The following is a 17,904-nucleotide window of genomic DNA, read 5'->3' as shown; positions in this document are numbered from 1 at the left end:
GTAAAACGAAATTTCATCAAAGACGATTTTTATATAATTTTTCGCCGTAATAATTTGCGGGCGGAAAGATACAGATAACCAATGAATCTATCAGTGATCGCGATCCCAAATGCAATAATCCACCTTTAATGTGGATAAAATTGGATCATTAATCTGTCAAAAAATCATCAAAGCGAATTTACGCGCGCGAAGGCTAGCATTAACGATACAGCGACGGGAAGTTTTCCCCGAGAGATGCGGAGGTTACGCTGTAAAAGTGCCATTTATTGGTGGTTTCTGATGCCTAAGCAAAGTTAAGAATGATAAAACGCGGTATCTCAGGGCGGGTAATCGTTTGCGTATAAAAATAATGAGTATGATTTATAAGTGAAACTAATTAATTAGCGAGGCTATCTTATTGGTATCAATAAAAAAACCGGAAAGGCCAGCAGCCGTTTCCGGTTCGTTCAGGACTTTTCGCCTCAGGCGCAGATTTCGTAGCAGGGAATGTATGCAGAGCCAGGCAGCTTCATACGGTGTTGCGCGACAAACCCTTGCAGTAGATCGTCCATGCGCCGCATCATCGCCTTATCGCCATGGATTTTGTAAGGACCATATTGCTCGATGGCGCGAATGCCGACTTCCTTCACGTTACCCGCGACGATCCCGGAGAACGCGCGACGCAGGTCTGCCGCCAGCACTTCAACGGGCTGGTCAGGGTACAGCTTCAGGTTAGCCATATTTTCATGGGACGGTTCGAACGGCATTTGCAGATCCGGCGCGATGCGAATCGACCAGTTGAAGCTGTAGGCATCGCCAGTGTCACGACGGTTCTCTTTCACCCGCGGCATCGCTTTTTTCATCAGACGCGCCACTTCCGCCGCATCGTCGATAATAATCCGGTAGTGACTGCGCGCCGCTTCACCCAGCGTGTGCACGATAAACTCGTCCAGAACGCGGAAGTAGTCGGCGCTCTCTTTCGGGCCGGTGAGGATCAGGGGCAGCACCTGATCTTTGTTCGCCGGATTCATCAGGATCCCCAGCAGGTACAGCAGTTCTTCCGCAGTACCGACGCCGCCCGGGAAGATGATAATCCCGTGGGCGATGCGTACGAACGCTTCCAGACGTTTTTCAATGTCTGGCATGATGATCAGTTCGTTGACCAGCGGATTTGGCGGTTCGGCGGCGATGATCGACGGTTCGGTCATGCCGATAAAACGGCTGTCTTTGTAACGCTGCTGGGCGTGACCCACTGCCGCGCCCTTCATTGGCGCTTCCATTGCCCCCGGCCCGCAGCCGGTGCAGATGTTCAGTTCACGCAGACCCAGTTGCGTGCCGACGCGGCGGGCGTACAGGTACTCATTTTCGTTAATCGAGTGGCCGCCCCAGCACACCACCATGTTTGGCGCTTCGCCCACGTGTAGCGCTCTGGCGTTACGCAGAATGGAGAACACCAGGTTGGTAATGTGTACCGAACTTTCGAGATCCAGATGCTGGAAACGACCCGCGTTATGGATCTGGCCGTTGACAAACAGGATGTCGCGCAGCACGGCAAACAGGTTGGCCTGTAGCGCGCGGATAATACGTCCGTCAACGAAAGCGTCTTCCGGTGGGTTGATCAGCTCCAGCTTCACGCCGCGCTCGCGGCGCAGCACGTTGATGTCGAAGGTTTCAAAGCGGGACAGCAGCTCTTTGCTGTTGTCAGTCAGACTGCCGGAGTTTAAGACGGCAAGCGAACAGTTACGAAACAGTTGATACAGGTCGCTGCTGGCCGTGCGTTTAAGCATATCGACTTCCAGTTGCGACAGCATGTCCATTGAGCCAAGCGGGCTAATATGTGTAATCAAGTAAACTCCTTATGGGACGCAAAACGTCATTCCCTGTTGATTACAATAGCCCTGGCTTATGATCTTTCACAACCTTGAGTGCGGAATCAGGCACGCAAAACGGTGAAATAATTTACTGGCGAACCAGTCTGCCGAGCGCAGGAACGAAATCGGTATTGCTCCGCCATGGGTTAATATCCAGTCCGCCACGGCGGGTGTAACGCGCGTAAACGCTGAGGGTTTCCGGCTGGCAGAAGCGCAGCAGGTCATTGAAAATGCGTTCCACGCACTGTTCATGAAACTCGTTATGATGACGGAAGGAAACCAGGTAACGTAGCAGCTTTTCGCGATCTATTTTCCGGCCGCGATACTGGATCTGAATGGAGCCCCAGTCCGGCTGGTGAGTGATCAGACAGTTGGATTTCAGCAGATGGCTGACCAGCGTCTCCTCTACGACTTTTTCGCCGCTGGCGGCATCCTGCAGTGCGTCGGTGGTGAACTGATAGTTGTCGATGCTGATGTCCTGATCGTCAATACAGGCGCCATGAAAATGGGCGATCGGCTGGCCTTCCAGCTCATCCAGGCGGTACAGCGCGACGCTGACTTGTCCTTGCGCGCAAGCGCTGAGATCGTTTTCCAGCGTCTGGCGCACCGCGTCCCAACTGTCAAAACGGGTCTGGTTAAAGCTGTTGAGATAGAGCTTAAAGCTTTTGGATTCAATCAGGTTAACGCTGGCGTAATCCAGTTCCACCTGCCCGACCGCGACCTGCGGCAGGCCTTTGGCGTTCAGCCACGACAGTTCGTACAGCGTCCAGATGTCGCCGCCGTGAAAGGGCAGGCGGTCAGCGTGGAGGCCGAGCGGGTCGCGATTGAGGCTGCGGGGAACGCCCTGTAACAGGCTGGCGTCGTAATTATCCCGGTAATCGGTTGATTTACCAAGAGTCAGGCCGTCAAGCGCCTGATGGTTTTCATAAGAAGACATGTTTCACCGTCGTAAACCAGATACACTATGGCTCCAGTGTATCCTGGCTTTTATGATGAGAGAAACCGGTGAACGAACAGACTGCATTGGCCCTGAAGGCTTTTACGACGCGTTATTGCGACGCATGGCATGAAAAACAGCAAAGTTGGCCGATGAGCGAGGAGCTGTATGGCGTGCCTTCTCCCTGCATCATTTCCTCTACTCAGGACGCGGTTTACTGGCAGCCGCAGCCGTTTGAGGGCGAGTCGAATGTAAACGCGGTTGAACGCGCCTTTGATATTGTGATACAACCTGCCCTTCACGCGTTTTACACCACGCAGTTTGCCGGCGATATGCCCGCACAGTTTCACAATGAAACGCTGACGCTGCTGCAAACCTGGAGCGCTGACGATTTCCGTCGGGTTCAGGAAAACCTGATTGGTCATCTGGTTACGCAAAAACGTCTGAAGCTGCCGCCGACGCTGTTCATCGCCACCCAGGAAAATGAACTGGAGGTGATTTCAGTGTGTAATCTGTCAGGTGATGTCATCAAAGAAACGCTGGGAACGCGGCAACGCACCGTTCTGGCTCCCTCCCTTGCGGAATTCCTTACTCAGCTTAAGCCTGTTCTGTAATCCATTTACCTGGTAATGTTGTGAGAGATCTCTTACACGCCCTGTAGGAGATCGCCAGGTGATAAGTGAAGACTTAAGGGCATAAGAATTATCAATATCCTAATAAATCAGATGGTTAACTAATTCGTGTCAACTTTCATATGAAATTTTCCTTAAGGCATTGCCTGTAAGTCCCTTGTAAGACGGCGTAAAAAAGGCGATTCTATGTACGTCGACAGGGAGTCGCACAACGAAGCGAACATCAGGATGATGGCGCTTTGGCAGGACACACCAGGACGGTGTTGCAAGGAAAGGCTTCAGGACGAAGCAAAGTGGAAAACGCAGGAAGGCGTTAAAGGACACCTCCAGGAAGGAGAACGAGAGCCGGTCAGGATGGTCGGTGGGTCAGGAAGGCCAGGACACTTCAGGATGAAGTTTTCACATCGGGGTGGTGTGAGCAGGATGCGCACGTTCAGGATGAACAACGGGTCGCAAGACCGCTGGAAAAGTTGTCAAGGATGAGCAGGGAGCACTAAAAGTAGCTGGAATGCTGCGAAACGAACCGGGAGCACTGTTTTTACAGTGCTCCCTTTTTTTATTTCTTTTTTTACTGGTGGTATTCTTCGCGCCACATTTTTCTTTACTGAGGTGACTTCATGACGACTCATGACCGTGTGCGTCAGCAGCTTCACGCACTGGAAGCGCTGCTGCGCGAGCATCAACACTGGCGGATGGATGAACCCGAAGCCCACCTGTTTACCAGTACGCAGCCTTTTTGCATGGATACCATGGAGCCGCTCGAGTGGCTGCAATGGGTGTTGATCCCCCGGATGCATGCCCTGCTGGACAGCGCGCAGCCATTGCCTGAGGCTTTTGCCGTCGCGCCGTACTACGAAGTGGCGCTGAGCGCCGATCATCCGCAGCGTGAGGTTCTGATCGCCGCGCTGCAGGCGCTGGATGCGCTGTTTGCGCAAGATAAATCCTGATGCTGGAGATTCTGTATCAGGACGAATGGCTGGTGGCGGTCAATAAACCCTCCGGTTGGCTGGTGCACCGCAGCTGGCTCGAACGTGATGAAAAAGTGGTGGTGATGCAGACCGTGCGCGATCAGATTGGTCAGCACGTTTTTACCGCCCACCGTCTCGACAGGCCCACCTCCGGCGTCCTGCTGATGGGGTTATCCAGCGAAGCCGGACGACGGCTGGCGCAGCAGTTTGAGCAGCATCAGATCCAAAAGCGCTACCACGCGATTGTACGCGGCTGGCTGATGGACGACGCGGTGCTCGACTATCCGCTGGTAGAAGAACGGGACAAAATCGCCGATAAATTTGCCCGCGAGGATAAAGAGCCGCAGCCAGCGGTGACCCATTATCGTGGTCTGGCGACCGTAGAAATGCCGGTGGCAACCGGGCGGTATCCAACGACGCGTTACGGTCTGGTGGCGTTAGAGCCAAAAACCGGCCGCAAGCATCAGCTCAGGCGTCACCTCGCGCATCTGCGTCATCCGATTATCGGCGACAGCAAGCATGGCGATCTGCGGCAAAACCGCAGCGCAGCGGAACATTTCGGCTGCCACCGTCTCATGCTGCACGCCAGCGCGCTCTCTCTGACACATCCCTTTACCGGCGAGCCGCTGACGATTCGCGCCGGGCTGGATGCGGTCTGGATGCAGGCGCTGGCGCATTTTGGCTGGCGAGGATGTCTCCCCGACAATGAAAGGGTTGAGTTAAGCGCGTCGGCAGGTCAGGATGAAGGCGTAAATTCGTAACTCAGGGAGTCAGTAAGCATGGCGAAAATAGGCATTTTTGTCGGGACGATGTACGGAAACTCGCTGTTGGTTGCCGAAGAAGCCGAAGCGATCCTCACGGCGCAGGGACATGAGGCGACCGTTTATGAAGATCCTGAACTGAGCGACTGGCAGAACTATCAGGATAACGTCGCACTGGTGGTGACCTCCACAACGGGGCAGGGAGATTTACCTGACAGCATCGTGCCGCTGTTTCAGGGCATAAAGGATAATCTGGGGTTTCAGCCCAATTTGCGCTACGGCGTTATCGCGCTGGGCGACAGCAGTTACGTGAATTTCTGTAACGGCGGCAAACAATTTGATGCCCTGCTGCAGGAACAGCGCGCGCAGCGCGTCGGCGAGATGCTGTTGATTGATGCCAGCGAACATCCGGAACCCGAAAGCGAATCGAATCCCTGGGTGGAACAGTGGGGAACGCTTTTATCGTGAGAGTAAACCCTCCCCCTACCGGGAGGGACTCCCGCTTGCGCCAGTAAGCAAGGGGGACAACCTGAAATCAGTTTAGTCAAAACTGAATCGTGTTAGCATCGGGCAAATGCCTAAAATCCTTTCAGATGAAAGGGTTTTTATTGACGTTTTCATAGGGTCAAGCGACCTGATTCACACTCCTGCCTTTTCTGCCTCTCCTGCCGGGCGAATTCCCTGACTGCTTTTCATTTCCGTGAAGTCGCTTCCATTACCCTGGGCTTTTGCCACAAACCGACGCGTTATCCCCCTGAAATGTTGTGTTGTTGCACGGTGAGCAACCTCCTGGCGCTTTTTATACTTCTCCTGCCAGTTATAAAAAAGCAGTACGCAAGGCGAACGACCTACAAAAAGCTGCCATGTATGAAACGTCACCTCTGATTCCCTACCGGCTGTGCAGTTCAGAGTGAGCGTGACTAACGCGAAAATTCAGGAGTGCAACAATGAGTTCATTAAGTCAGGCTGCGAGCAGTGCGGAAAAACGCACTAACGCCCGCTACTGGATAGTGGTGATGCTGTTTATCGTCACATCCTTCAACTACGGCGACCGCGCGACGCTTTCCATCGCTGGTTCCGAGATGGCCAAAGACATTGGCCTCGATCCGGTCGGTATGGGTTACGTTTTCTCTGCGTTCTCATGGGCCTACGTTATCGGTCAAATTCCGGGGGGCTGGCTGCTCGACCGCTTTGGTTCCAAACGCGTCTACTTCTGGTCCATCTTTATCTGGTCGATGTTTACCCTCCTGCAGGGCTTCGTCGATATCTTTAGCGGCTTCGGCATTATCGTCGCGCTGTTTACGCTACGTTTCCTGGTCGGTCTGGCGGAAGCGCCCTCTTTCCCGGGCAATAGCCGTATCGTCGCAGCGTGGTTCCCGGCGCAGGAAAGGGGAACCGCGGTGGCGATTTTTAACTCCGCGCAATACTTTGCCACCGTTATTTTCGCCCCCATCATGGGCTGGCTGACCCACGAAGTAGGCTGGTCGCACGTGTTCTTCTTCATGGGCGGACTGGGTATCGTCATCAGCTTCATTTGGTTGAAGGTGATCCACGAGCCGAACCAGCATCCGGGCGTCAACCAGAAAGAGCTTGAGTACATTGCAGAGGGCGGCGCGCTGATCAACATGGATCAGAAGAGCAACAAAGCTAAAGTGCCGTTCAGCGTGAAATGGGGACAGATCAAGCAACTGCTGGGCTCACGCATGATGATCGGGGTTTATATCGGCCAGTACTGCATCAATGCGTTGACGTACTTCTTTATCACCTGGTTCCCGGTTTATCTGGTGCAGGCGCGGGGCATGTCGATACTGAAAGCGGGTTTTGTGGCCTCGGTTCCCGCCATCTGCGGCTTTGTTGGCGGCGTACTGGGCGGCATTATCTCCGACTGGCTGATGCGCCGTACCGGCTCGCTGAATATCGCCCGTAAAACGCCGATTGTGATGGGGATGCTGCTGTCGATGGTGATGGTGTTCTGTAACTACGTTAACGTCGAGTGGATGATCATCGGCTTTATGGCGCTGGCGTTCTTCGGTAAAGGGATTGGCGCGCTGGGCTGGGCGGTAATGGCGGACACCGCGCCGAAAGAGATCAGCGGTCTGAGCGGCGGTTTGTTCAACATGTTCGGCAACATTTCCGGTATCGTGACGCCTATCGCCATCGGCTACATTGTCGGCACGACCGGCTCCTTCAACGGCGCGCTGATCTACGTGGGGATCCATGCGTTGGTCGCGGTGCTGAGCTACCTGGTGCTGGTGGGTGATATTAAACGTGTCGAACTGAAACCTGTTGCGGGGCAATGATCATGACAACGCAATCGAGTCCTGTTATCACCGACATGAAGGTCATTCCGGTGGCCGGACATGACAGTATGCTGCTGAACATCGGCGGCGCGCATAACGCGTACTTCACCCGAAATATCGTGGTGCTCACCGACAACGCCGGGAATACCGGCGTTGGCGAAGCGCCGGGCGGAGACGTGATTTATCAAACGCTGGTCGATGCCATTCCGATGGTGCTCGGTCAGGAGGTGGCCCGGCTGAATAAAGTGGTTCAGCGGGTGCATAAAGGCAACCAGGCTGCAGACTTTGACACCTTCGGCAAAGGGGCGTGGACGTTTGAACTGCGCGTTAACGCGGTCGCCGCGCTGGAAGCGGCGCTGCTCGACCTGCTGGGCAAAGCGCTGAATGTGCCAGTCTGTGAGCTGTTAGGGCCTGGCAAGCAGCGCGATGCGGTGACGGTGCTGGGTTACCTGTTCTATATCGGCGATCGTACAAAAACCGATCTGCCCTATCTGGAAAACACCCCGGGGAACCACGACTGGTATCATCTGCGCCATCAGGAAGCATTAACCCGCGACGCGGTCGTGCGTCTGGCGGAAGCCTCGCAGGATCGCTACGGCTTTAAAGATTTTAAACTCAAGGGCGGCGTTCTGCCGGGCGAGCAGGAGATTGAAACTGCCCGTGCGCTGAAAACACGTTTTCCGGATGCGCGTATCACCGTTGATCCGAACGGCGCCTGGCGGTTGGATGAAGCCATTGCGTTATGCAAAGGGCTGAACGATGTGCTGACCTACGCGGAAGATCCCTGCGGCGCGGAACAGGGCTTCTCCGGTCGCGAAGTGATGGCGGAATTCCGCCGGGCGACCGGGCTGCCGGTCGCAACCAACATGATCGCGACCAACTGGCGCGAGATGGGCCACGCGGTGATGCTCAACGCCGTTGATATTCCGCTCGCCGATCCGCATTTCTGGACGCTTTCCGGCGCGGTGCGCGTGGCGCAACTGTGTGACGACTGGGGCCTGACCTGGGGCTGCCATTCCAACAATCACTTTGATATCTCTCTGGCGATGTTTACTCACGTTGGCGCGGCCGCGCCAGGCAAACCGACCGCCATTGATACCCACTGGATTTGGCAGGAGGGTGATTGCCGCCTGACCCGACATCCTCTGGAGATCAAAAACGGCAAAATTGCCGTTCCGGACGCGCCCGGGCTGGGCGTTGAGCTGGACTGGGATCAGGTGCATAAGGCGCATGAAGCGTACAAAAAGCTGCCCGGCGGCGCGCGCAATGACGCAGGCCCGATGCAGTATCTGATCCCCGGCTGGACTTTTGACCGCAAACGCCCCGTTTTCGGTCGTCACTGATTTTGAAAAGGACAAGATTATGAGCGCACAATTTACCACTCCCGTTGTTACCGCCATGCAGGTGATCCCGGTTGCCGGTCACGACAGCATGCTGATGAACCTGAGCGGCGCGCACGCTCCGTTTTTCACGCGTAACATCGTCATTATCAAAGATAACTCTGGCCACACCGGCGTTGGTGAAATTCCTGGCGGCGAAAAGATCCGTAAGACACTGGAAGATGCGATCCCGCTGGTGGTGGGGAAAACGCTGGGCGAATACAAAAATGTGTTAACCGCGGTGCGGAATGAATTTGCCGATCGCGACGCGGGTGGTCGTGGATTGCAGACCTTCGACCTGCGTACCACCATTCACGTGGTGACCGGTATCGAAGCGGCGCTGCTTGACCTGTTGGGTCAGCATCTTGGCGTTAACGTGGCGTCACTGCTCGGCGACGGACAGCAACGTAGCGAAGTGGAAATGCTCGGTTATCTGTTCTTCGTCGGTAACCGTAAAGCGACGCCGCTGCCGTACCAGAGCCAGCCGGATGAGCAATGCGACTGGTATCGCTTGCGCCATGAAGAAGCGATGACCCCGGATGCGGTGGTACGCCTGGCGGAAGCCGCGTATGAAAAATATGGTTTCAACGACTTCAAACTGAAAGGCGGCGTGCTGGCCGGAGAAGAAGAAGCCGAGTCCATCGTGGCGCTGGCGAAACGCTTCCCGCAGGCGCGGGTGACGCTCGACCCGAACGGCGCATGGTCGCTGAATGAGGCGATTAAAATTGGTAAGTACCTGAAAGGCACGTTGGCCTATGCGGAAGATCCATGCGGCGCCGAGCAGGGTTTCTCCGGACGCGAAGTGATGGCGGAGTTCCGTCGCGCTACCGGCTTGCCGACGGCGACCAATATGATCGCAACCGACTGGCGTCAGATGGGCCATACTCTGTCGTTGCAATCCGTGGATATTCCGCTGGCGGATCCGCACTTCTGGACGATGCAAGGTTCTGTGCGCGTGGCGCAGATGTGCCACGAGTTTGGTCTGACCTGGGGCTCGCACTCTAATAACCATTTCGATATTTCACTGGCGATGTTTACCCATGTCGCGGCCGCCGCGCCGGGCAAGATCACCGCTATCGACACTCACTGGATCTGGCAGGAAGGCAACCAGCGTCTGACCAAAGAACCGTTCGAGATCAAAGGCGGTATGGTTCAGGTTCCGGCGAAACCGGGACTGGGCGTTGAGATCGACATGGATCAGGTGATGAAGGCGCATGAGCTGTATCAGAAACACGGCTTAGGCGCGCGTGACGACGCGATGGGCATGCAGTATCTGATTCCGAACTGGACCTTTGATAACAAGCGTCCTTGCATGGTGCGTTAAGACCTGTGCCGGTCCCCTTTCGGACCGGCTATTTTTTTATTTGTAGTATGACGGGTATATGCTTAACAGAGTCAACATGCGTAAGGACGATTTATGAAAATAGTGATCGCACCGGACTCATATAAGGAAAGTTTGAGTGCTCTTGAGGTGGCGAGCGCCATTGAACAGGGGTTTCGCGAGATCTGGCCCGATGCGGATTACGTCAAGCTGCCGGTCGCTGATGGCGGTGAAGGAACGGTTGAAGCCATGGTTGCGGCGACGGCGGGACGCATTGTTGACGTTGAGGTCATGGGGCCTCTGGGCGAGCCGACACAGGCTTTTTATGGGTTATCCGGCGATGCGCGCTCCGCCTTTATTGAAATGGCGGCGGCCAGCGGGCTGGAGCAGGTTCCTCCCCATCGGCGCGATCCGTTAAAAACCACCTCCTGGGGTACCGGAGAGCTTATTCGACATGCTCTGGACGCGGGCGTGGAACATATCATTATCGGGCTTGGCGGCAGCGCGACCAACGACGGCGGCGCGGGTATGGTTCAGGCGTTAGGGGCAAAACTGCTCGACGCCCGGCATGCCGACATCGCCCAGGGCGGCGCGGCGCTGGAAACCCTCGACCGCATTGATATTAGCCAGTTAGACCCGCGTCTGGCCGGATGTCGCATTGAGGTAGCGTGCGACGTCACCAATCCGTTGACCGGTAAGCAGGGCGCTTCGGCGGTGTTCGGGCCGCAAAAAGGGGCGACGCCGGAGATGATTGTGCGCCTGGATCGGGCGCTGGAACATTATGCGCAGCTCATCGCCCGCGATCTGGATGTGGATGTCTCTACGCTTGCGGGCGGCGGCGCGGCAGGGGGAATGGGCGCGGCGCTGTATGCATTCTGCGGCGCGCAGCTGCGGCGCGGCATTGAGATTGTGACCGACGCGCTGCATCTCGATGCCTGCGTCGCCGACGCCGATCTGGTGATTACCGGCGAAGGGCGCATCGACAGCCAGACCATTCACGGTAAGGTGCCGGTTGGCGTGGCGAACGTGGCAAAACGCTATAACAAGCCAGTGATCGCGATTGCCGGCAGCCTGACCGCGGACGTTGGCGTGGTGCACGAACATGGGCTGGATGCGGTGTTCAGCGTCATTTACTGCATCTGTACTCTGGACGACGCCCTGAAAAATGCGGAAGACAACGTGCGGATGACGGCGCGAAATGTGGCTGCAACGATCAAGATTGGGCGGCTTTCAGGCTAATTTCCCCAATGGCGCAACGCTTATCAGGCCTGCAATTATCCTGTCCGCAGGCCCGGTAAGCCGCTTACATTACTTTCCGCCAATAGACAGTCACCCCAGTATCTTCTTCGCTTCGCGCGCCACGTTGTCCATCTCGTCGAGCAGTTCGAGGAATTCAGGTTCCAGTTCGCTTTCGGGCGTACCGTTACGTAACTGGCCTTCCAGCAGCTGACAGAGATTTTTCATCCGTGGAACCCCGCTGTAGCCACAGCTGCCGTGCAGCTTATGAATTAAATCGACTAACCCATCCGGGTTTTCGCCGACCAGTTGTTCTTCGATGCAGTTACGCACTTCCGGCAGGAAATCGATCAGCATTTGCAGCATATCGCGCGCCAGATCCGGTTTTCCTGCCGCCTGGCGCAGCGCCAATTGCCAGTCGAGCGTCGCGTTTGGATTAAAAATCGGCTCGGGCGGCTCAGCCGTCAGCATCCGCGTGGTGACGCCGGTGCCCGGTTTGTAGCGCAGCAGCAGGTTATGCAGCTTTTCTTCTTCAATCGGCTTCGCCAGATAATCATTCATACCGGCGCTCAGCAGCTTCTCCTTCTGACCCGCCATTGCATGTGCGGTCACGGCAATCACCGGCGTTTGCTGTTGGTGAGGAAGCTGGTGGATCAACTCACAGGCGCGAATGCCGTCCATATCCGGCATCTGAATATCCATCAGGATCAAGTCGAACTGCATCTGTCTGGCGCGATCCACCGCCTGTTGGCCGCTGTCGCAAAGCTCAACGTGCTGCACCAGATCGTCCAGTAAGGCGCCGATCAGTTTCAGGTTAGCGGGGTTATCATCTACCGCCATTACCGTCATGGCGATCTTGTTTTCGTCGGATGGCAGGGCGTCATGATGGTAATTCTGGCGGCACAACTCCACCAGCGCGGGCAGCAGTCGCGTTGAGGTCAGCGGTTTTAACAGACAACTCGCCACGCCGTCTTGCTTAAGTTTTTCCGCGTTAACCTGCGCGTGACACGGCAGCGCCAGCATCAGGAAGTCGGTCATTTCCGTCGCCTGAATCAGGCGTTCATGCTGCATGGTCAGCGGTTCGTTGAAGGTCACGGCGACGCCCAGCAGCATGTAGTCGTAATGCTCTACCGCCAGCGCGGAGAACGAAGGACTGTAAATCACCTCCAGCGGCGTTTCCGCGAGGATATCTAAAGTGCATTGCGCGGCAGCGGCGTTTGGCTCAACGTAAGCGATGCGCTTCCCGGTCAGGCAGCCAGTGGCCGGGCCATCGCTGACCACGTTCGGATTCAAATCCAGGTTGATATGGAACCAGAACGTCGAGCCCCGGTTCGGCTGGCTATGGAAGGAGATATCTCCCCCCATTTCATTGACCAGCTTCTGTGTAATCACCAGCCCCAGCCCGGTACCGCCATGGCGACGGGAGATACTGGCATCGGCCTGACGGAAGGCCTGGAACAGGCGTGACTGGTCGCGTTCAGGAATACCGATACCGGTATCACGAATCTGGACCTCTATCTGGACTTTGGTATTACTGATCGCACGTTTCTCGACCAGAATATCGATGTTGCCGCTTTCGGTAAATTTGATCGCGTTGCCGACCAGGTTGGTAATCACCTGCTGTAAGCGCAGCGGGTCGCCGATGACGTTGTCCGGAACGTCATTTTTAATGTTAAGCGTCAGCTCAAGGCCTTTATCGTGGGACGAGTGCGCCAGCAACGTCACCACTTCATCCAGCGTATTGCGCAGGGCGAAGGGAATGCTTTCCAGAATCAGTTTGCCCGCTTCCAGCTTGGAAAAGTCCAGCACGTCGTTAATGATCGCCAGCAGATTATTTGCCGAACGCTCAATGGTGTTCAGGTGGTCACGCTGGGTGGTGTTCAGCTCTGTTTTCAGCGTCAGGCGAGTAAAGCCGATGACACCGTTAAGCGGCGTGCGCAGCTCATGGGACATATTGGCCAGAAACTCGGACTTAATGCGGGCGGCCTCCTGGGCGCGCTTCTTCGCCAGATCCAGCTCAACGTTCTGGATCTCCATCTGTTCAAGCGTTTCACGCAGATCGGAGGTCGCCTGATCGATGTTGTGCTGCATCTCTTCGTGATAGGCGGCAAGCGACATCGCCATGGAGTTAATGCCGTTTTTCAGCATATCCAGTTCACCCAGCATGAAACCTTCAACCCGGCTGTCGAGTTGCCCGCGACGAATGCGATCCACCGTGTTGACCATGTTACGAATAGGCCCGGTCACGTCGCGCATCAGGCGCCAGCCAAAAATGAGCGCGATGCCGATGCAGAACAGCATCATCACCGTGGAGATGAAAATTTCTTTATACTGCTGCAGGCGAACAGACTTGAGATCCAGCTCAAGCGCCACATATCCCAGCATATTATGCGCATTTTTCGCGTCGGTTAACGCAGACTCGTCCGGTGAATAGCTTTCCGACACGATCGGCGTTCGCAGGATTAAAATGTCGCCATGGCGTTCCACGCTCAACCGGCGTGGAAACGGCAGACCCGGCGGAAGCTGGAGCTCCGACGGGTTAAGATTAAAGTTCGACGTGACGAACAGGCGGTTATTTTCGTCGTAGACCGAAATCGCCCGCACGATCTCTGAATGGCGGCGATGCAGAACGCTAATCAACTGGCCGATAGATTCGCGGTTTTGCAGATTCATACCATATTCAGTGGAGACGGCGAGCGGCTCAATAATGCTGGCGCCGGCATCTTCCAGTTGACGCTGCAGGTCGTGATAGCGATGAACGACAAAGAAGATACTTAGCAATAAACCGATCAGTACGGTCGGCGCCAGGATCAGAATCATCATGCGAGCGCGCAGGCTGTAGTTGGTCATGGAGTTCCGTTATGGGACAATTAGGGTCACACTGTTAATTTGAGAATAATCTCGTCGATGGCGCAATTCTACTCTGCAAAACGGCGCGTGACGACGCGCCAGATCATAACCGTTACAGTCACTGACCTGGATGCCTTTGGTCAGGGCGTGGCGCGGCATAACGGAAAGGCGCTGTTTATCCCAGGATTACTGCCGCAGGAAAGTGCGGAGGTGGTCATTACTGAAGATAAAAAACAGTACGCCAGAGCGCAAGTGAAGCGTCGGTTAAATGAAAGCCCTGAGCGCGTCGCGCCGCGCTGCCCTCATTTTGGCGTTTGCGGCGGCTGCCAGCAGCAGCACGCCAGCGTTGCCCTGCAACAGCGCAGCAAACGCGCCGCGTTAGCGCGCCTGATGAAAAATGACGTGGCGGAGGTCATCGCCGGGGAGCCGTGGGGCTATCGCCGTCGCGCGCGCTTAAGCCTCCATTACCCGCCGAAAACCCAGCAACTGCAGATGGGCTTTCGCCAGTCGGCGTCCAGCGACATTGTTGACGTCACCCGGTGCCCTGTTCTGGCGCCCCAGCTTGAGGCGCTGTTGCCTGACCTCAGGGCATGTCTGGAGACATTACAGGGGAAACGCCATCTGGGGCACGTCGAACTGGTGCAGGCGGGCAGCGGCACGCTGATGATCTTGCGCCATACGGCGCCATTAAGCGCCCATGACCGGGAAAAACTGGAACGCTTTTCGCATTCACAGAACCTGGCGCTTTATCTGGCGCCCGCAAGCGAGATACTGGCGTCCGTTTCGGGGCAAACGCCCTGGTACGAATCAAACGGGCTACGCTTAAACTTTAGTCCGCGCGACTTTATTCAGGTCAACGAAGGGGTGAATCAGCAGATGGTCGCCCGGGCGCTGGCGTGGCTTGACGTACAGCCGGACGATCGCGTGCTTGACCTTTTTTGCGGCATGGGCAACTTCACGTTGCCGCTCGCGACGCTGGCGGCGAGCGTAGTGGGCGTCGAAGGCGTACCCGCGCTGGTTGAGAAAGGGCGTGAAAACGCGCGGCAAAATGCATTACAGAATGTGACATTCTTTCATGCCAATCTGGAAGAGGATGTTACCCAACAGCCGTGGGCGAAAAACGGCTTCGACAAGGTCCTGCTGGACCCTGCGCGCGCCGGGGCGGCGGGCGTGATGCAGCATCTTGTAAAATTACAGCCTGACCGCATTGTTTATGTATCCTGTAACCCTGCCACGCTGGCGCGGGACAGTGACGAATTATTACGTGCGGGATACCAAATTCAGCGGCTGGCAATGCTCGACATGTTCCCGCACACTGGGCACCTGGAATCAATGGTTCTGTTTGAGCGCAAGTAATAACTTCCGGCTTGCTGAATTCGGCAGGCCCGGTCCCTTAAGGAGAGGACAATGGTTGCGGTAAGAAGTGCACATCTAAATAAAGCTGGGGAATTTGATCCGAAAAAATGGATCGAAAGTCTTGGGATCGCCAGCCAGCAGTCGTGTGAACGCTTAGCCGAAACCTGGGCGTATTGCCTGCAACAGACACAGGGGCATCCGGACGCGGAACTGCTGCTGTGGCGCGGCGTCGAGATGGTGGAAATCCTTTCGACGCTGAGTATGGATATCGACACGCTGCGGGCGGCGCTGCTGTTCCCGTTAGCCGACGCCAACGTGGTCAGCGAAGACGTCCTGCGCGAAAGCGTGGGCAAATCGATCGTCAACCTGATCCATGGCGTCCGTGACATGGCGGCGATTCGCCAGCTTAAAGCCACGCACACCGACTCCGTTTCGTCCGAGCAGGTCGACAATGTTCGCCGTATGCTACTGGCGATGGTGGACGATTTCCGCTGTGTGGTCATTAAGCTTGCCGAACGTATTGCCCATCTGCGTGAGGTGAAAGACGCGCCGGAAGATGAGCGCGTGCTGGCGGCGAAAGAGTGCACGAACATTTACGCTCCGCTGGCCAACCGTCTGGGTATTGGTCAGTTGAAATGGGAGCTGGAAGATTACTGCTTCCGCTATCTGCATCCGGCGGAATACAAGCGTATCGCCAAACTGCTGCATGAGCGTCGTATCGATCGCGAACACTATATTGAAGAGTTCGTTGGCCATCTGCGCGCCGAAATGAAAACCGAAGGCGTGAAGGCGGAAGTTTACGGACGTCCGAAACATATCTATAGCATCTGGCGCAAGATGCAGAAAAAAGATCTGGCCTTTGACGAGCTGTTTGACGTACGCGCCGTGCGTATCGTCGCCGAGCGTTTGCAGGACTGCTACGCCGCGCTGGGCATTGTGCACACCCACTATCGTCATTTGCCGGATGAGTTTGACGACTACGTCGCTAACCCAAAACCAAACGGTTATCAGTCTATTCATACCGTGGTGCTGGGGCCGGGCGGTAAAACCGTTGAGATTCAAATCCGCACCAAACAGATGCACGAAGATGCCGAGCTGGGCGTCGCCGCGCACTGGAAGTATAAAGAAGGGGCGGCGGCAGGCGGTGCGCGTTCGGGTCATGAGGATCGCATCGCCTGGCTGCGTAAGCTGATCGCCTGGCAGGAAGAGATGGCGGATTCGGGCGAAATGCTCGATGAAGTGCGCAGCCAGGTTTTTGACGACCGGGTGTATGTGTTTACGCCAAAAGGCGATGTGGTCGACTTACCTGCGGGCTCCACGCCGCTTGACTTCGCCTATCACATTCACAGTGACGTGGGGCATCGTTGCATCGGGGCGAAAATTGGCGGGCGTATCGTGCCGTTTACCTATCAGTTGCAGATGGGCGATCAGATCGAAATCATCACCCAGAAGCAGCCGAACCCCAGCCGCGACTGGCTTAACCCGAACCTGGGCTATGTCACCACCAGCCGCGGACGCTCAAAAATCCACGCCTGGTTCCGCAAGCAGGATCGCGACAAGAATATCCTTGCCGGTCGCCAGATCCTTGACGATGAGCTGTCGCATCTGGGGATCAGCCTGAAAGAGGCGGAAAAACTGCTGCTGCCGCGCTACAACTTTAACGAGCTGGAGGAACTGCTGGCGGCGATCGGCGGCGGCGATATCCGCCTTAACCAGATGGTCAACTTCCTGCAGTCGCAGTTCAACAAACCGAGCGCGGCTGAAGAAGATGCCGCCGCGCTGAAACAGCTTCAGCAGAAAACTTACGCGCCGCAGAATCGCCGGAAAGACGACGGTCGGGTTGTGGTGGAAGGGGTTGGCAACCTGATGCACCACATCGCGCGTTGCTGCCAGCCGATTCCGGGCGATGAGATCGTCGGATTCATTACTCAGGGGCGCGGGATTTCCGTTCACCGCGCCGACTGCGAACAACTGGTGGAACTGCGCGCGCATGCGCCGGAGCGGATTGTGGATGCGGTGTGGGGCGAAAGCTATTCGGCGGGTTACTCGCTGGTGGTGCGCGTTCAGGCTAACGACCGCAGCGGGTTACTGCGTGATATCACCACCATTCTGGCGAACGAAAAGGTCAACGTGCTGGGCGTCGCCAGCCGCAGCGACACGAAGCAGCAACTCGCGACCATCGATATGACCATCGAAATCTACAACCTGCAGGTGCTGGGTCGCGTTCTCAGCAAGCTCAACCAGGTGCCGGATGTGATTGACGCGCGTCGTCTGCACGGCAACTAACGATAATACAGGCCGGATCGCGCGGTAC

13 protein-coding genes are annotated in these 17,904 nt (G+C 56.0%); 10 read left to right on the top strand and 3 right to left on the bottom strand.

Features of this window, described 5'->3' with window-relative positions:
• Positions 1–461: 461 nt before the first annotated feature.
• Positions 462–1,826 carry a nucleotide 5'-monophosphate nucleosidase PpnN gene (gene ppnN / locus OGY07_RS07420; protein WP_042288832.1) on the bottom strand — a complete coding sequence of 455 codons (1,365 nt, stop codon included), beginning with the start codon at positions 1,824–1,826 and terminating at the stop codon, positions 462–464.
• Positions 1,827–1,938: 112 nt separating this feature from the next.
• Complete coding sequence (queF, locus tag OGY07_RS07415; protein WP_042288829.1) at positions 1,939–2,787, bottom strand: NADPH-dependent 7-cyano-7-deazaguanine reductase QueF; 849 nt, start codon at positions 2,785–2,787, stop codon at positions 1,939–1,941.
• 68 nt (positions 2,788–2,855) lie between these two features.
• Here queF and syd point away from each other — a divergent pair, with 68 nt between their 5' ends.
• The 8 genes from syd to OGY07_RS07375 all read left to right on the top strand — a co-directional run bounded on the left by syd (position 2,856) and on the right by OGY07_RS07375 (position 11,387).
• Positions 2,856–3,401: a SecY-interacting protein gene (gene syd / locus OGY07_RS07410; protein ID WP_042288827.1), complete on the top strand. Its 546-nt coding sequence runs from the start codon at positions 2,856–2,858 to the stop codon at positions 3,399–3,401.
• A 635-nt stretch (positions 3,402–4,036) separates the two neighbouring features.
• On the top strand, positions 4,037–4,366 hold the full coding sequence (locus OGY07_RS07405; RefSeq protein ID WP_042288825.1) for a YqcC family protein: 330 nt from the start codon (positions 4,037–4,039) through the stop codon (positions 4,364–4,366).
• Complete coding sequence (truC, locus tag OGY07_RS07400; protein ID WP_286599665.1) at positions 4,366–5,148, top strand: tRNA pseudouridine(65) synthase TruC; 783 nt, start codon at positions 4,366–4,368, stop codon at positions 5,146–5,148. Before OGY07_RS07405 ends, truC begins: the two co-directional genes overlap by 1 nt.
• Positions 5,149–5,166: 18 nt before the next feature.
• Entirely contained in the window at positions 5,167–5,616 is a 450-nt protein-coding gene (locus OGY07_RS07395; protein ID WP_042288819.1) for a flavodoxin, read from the top strand.
• A 479-nt stretch (positions 5,617–6,095) separates the two neighbouring features.
• The gene (gudP, locus tag OGY07_RS07390; protein ID WP_042288816.1) at positions 6,096–7,448 is read left to right on the top strand and encodes a galactarate/glucarate/glycerate transporter GudP; all 1,353 of its coding nucleotides are present in this window, start codon (positions 6,096–6,098) and stop codon (positions 7,446–7,448) included.
• A 2-nt stretch (positions 7,449–7,450) separates the two neighbouring features.
• The gene (locus OGY07_RS07385; RefSeq protein WP_042289059.1) at positions 7,451–8,791 is read left to right on the top strand and encodes an enolase C-terminal domain-like protein; all 1,341 of its coding nucleotides are present in this window, start codon (positions 7,451–7,453) and stop codon (positions 8,789–8,791) included.
• A gap of 19 nt (positions 8,792–8,810) precedes the next feature.
• Entirely contained in the window at positions 8,811–10,151 is a 1,341-nt protein-coding gene (gudD, locus tag OGY07_RS07380) for a glucarate dehydratase (RefSeq protein WP_042288813.1), read from the top strand.
• Positions 10,152–10,244: 93 nt separating this feature from the next.
• Complete coding sequence (locus OGY07_RS07375; RefSeq protein ID WP_042288811.1) at positions 10,245–11,387, top strand: glycerate kinase; 1,143 nt, start codon at positions 10,245–10,247, stop codon at positions 11,385–11,387.
• 90 nt (positions 11,388–11,477) lie between these two features.
• Here OGY07_RS07375 and barA read toward each other — a convergent pair whose 3' ends face one another.
• Positions 11,478–14,234 carry a two-component sensor histidine kinase BarA gene (gene barA, locus OGY07_RS07370; RefSeq protein ID WP_060569375.1) on the bottom strand — a complete coding sequence of 919 codons (2,757 nt, stop codon included), beginning with the start codon at positions 14,232–14,234 and terminating at the stop codon, positions 11,478–11,480.
• A gap of 57 nt (positions 14,235–14,291) precedes the next feature.
• On the opposite strand from barA, the gene rlmD reads away from it, so the two are divergent.
• Together rlmD and relA are read left to right on the top strand one after the other, a co-directional pair.
• The gene (gene rlmD, locus OGY07_RS07365; RefSeq protein ID WP_200035429.1) at positions 14,292–15,590 is read left to right on the top strand and encodes a 23S rRNA (uracil(1939)-C(5))-methyltransferase RlmD; all 1,299 of its coding nucleotides are present in this window, start codon (positions 14,292–14,294) and stop codon (positions 15,588–15,590) included.
• Positions 15,591–15,641: 51 nt separating this feature from the next.
• Positions 15,642–17,876, top strand: a complete 2,235-nt coding sequence (relA, locus tag OGY07_RS07360) for a GTP diphosphokinase (protein ID WP_042288805.1) — start codon at positions 15,642–15,644, stop codon at positions 17,874–17,876.
• The last annotated feature ends 28 nt before the right edge of the window (positions 17,877–17,904 follow it).

The sequence above is a fragment of the Citrobacter sp. Cs237 genome (assembly GCF_030332325.1).
Taxonomy (GTDB): Bacteria; Pseudomonadota; Gammaproteobacteria; order Enterobacterales; family Enterobacteriaceae; genus Citrobacter_A; species Citrobacter_A sedlakii.
Note: the sequence above shows the minus strand (reverse complement) of the source record. Positions and strands in the feature narration are given on the sequence as shown.

Excerpts from the sequence above, each read along its gene's own strand:
- queF (WP_042288829.1), bottom strand. The coding sequence starts at position 2,787 with ATGTCTTCTTATGAAAACCATCAGGCGCTTGACGGCCTGACTCTTGGT.
- OGY07_RS07405 (WP_042288825.1), top strand. The coding sequence starts at position 4,037 with ATGACGACTCATGACCGTGTGCGTCAGCAGCTTCACGCACTGGAAGCG.
- truC (WP_286599665.1), top strand. The coding sequence starts at position 4,366 with ATGCTGGAGATTCTGTATCAGGACGAATGGCTGGTGGCGGTCAATAAA.
- OGY07_RS07395 (WP_042288819.1), top strand. The coding sequence starts at position 5,167 with ATGGCGAAAATAGGCATTTTTGTCGGGACGATGTACGGAAACTCGCTG.
- gudP (WP_042288816.1), top strand. The coding sequence starts at position 6,096 with ATGAGTTCATTAAGTCAGGCTGCGAGCAGTGCGGAAAAACGCACTAAC.
- OGY07_RS07385 (WP_042289059.1), top strand. The coding sequence starts at position 7,451 with ATGACAACGCAATCGAGTCCTGTTATCACCGACATGAAGGTCATTCCG.
- gudD (WP_042288813.1), top strand. The coding sequence starts at position 8,811 with ATGAGCGCACAATTTACCACTCCCGTTGTTACCGCCATGCAGGTGATC.
- OGY07_RS07375 (WP_042288811.1), top strand. The coding sequence starts at position 10,245 with ATGAAAATAGTGATCGCACCGGACTCATATAAGGAAAGTTTGAGTGCT.
- barA (WP_060569375.1), bottom strand. The coding sequence starts at position 14,234 with ATGACCAACTACAGCCTGCGCGCTCGCATGATGATTCTGATCCTGGCG.
- rlmD (WP_200035429.1), top strand. The coding sequence starts at position 14,292 with ATGGCGCAATTCTACTCTGCAAAACGGCGCGTGACGACGCGCCAGATC.
- relA (WP_042288805.1), top strand. The coding sequence starts at position 15,642 with ATGGTTGCGGTAAGAAGTGCACATCTAAATAAAGCTGGGGAATTTGAT.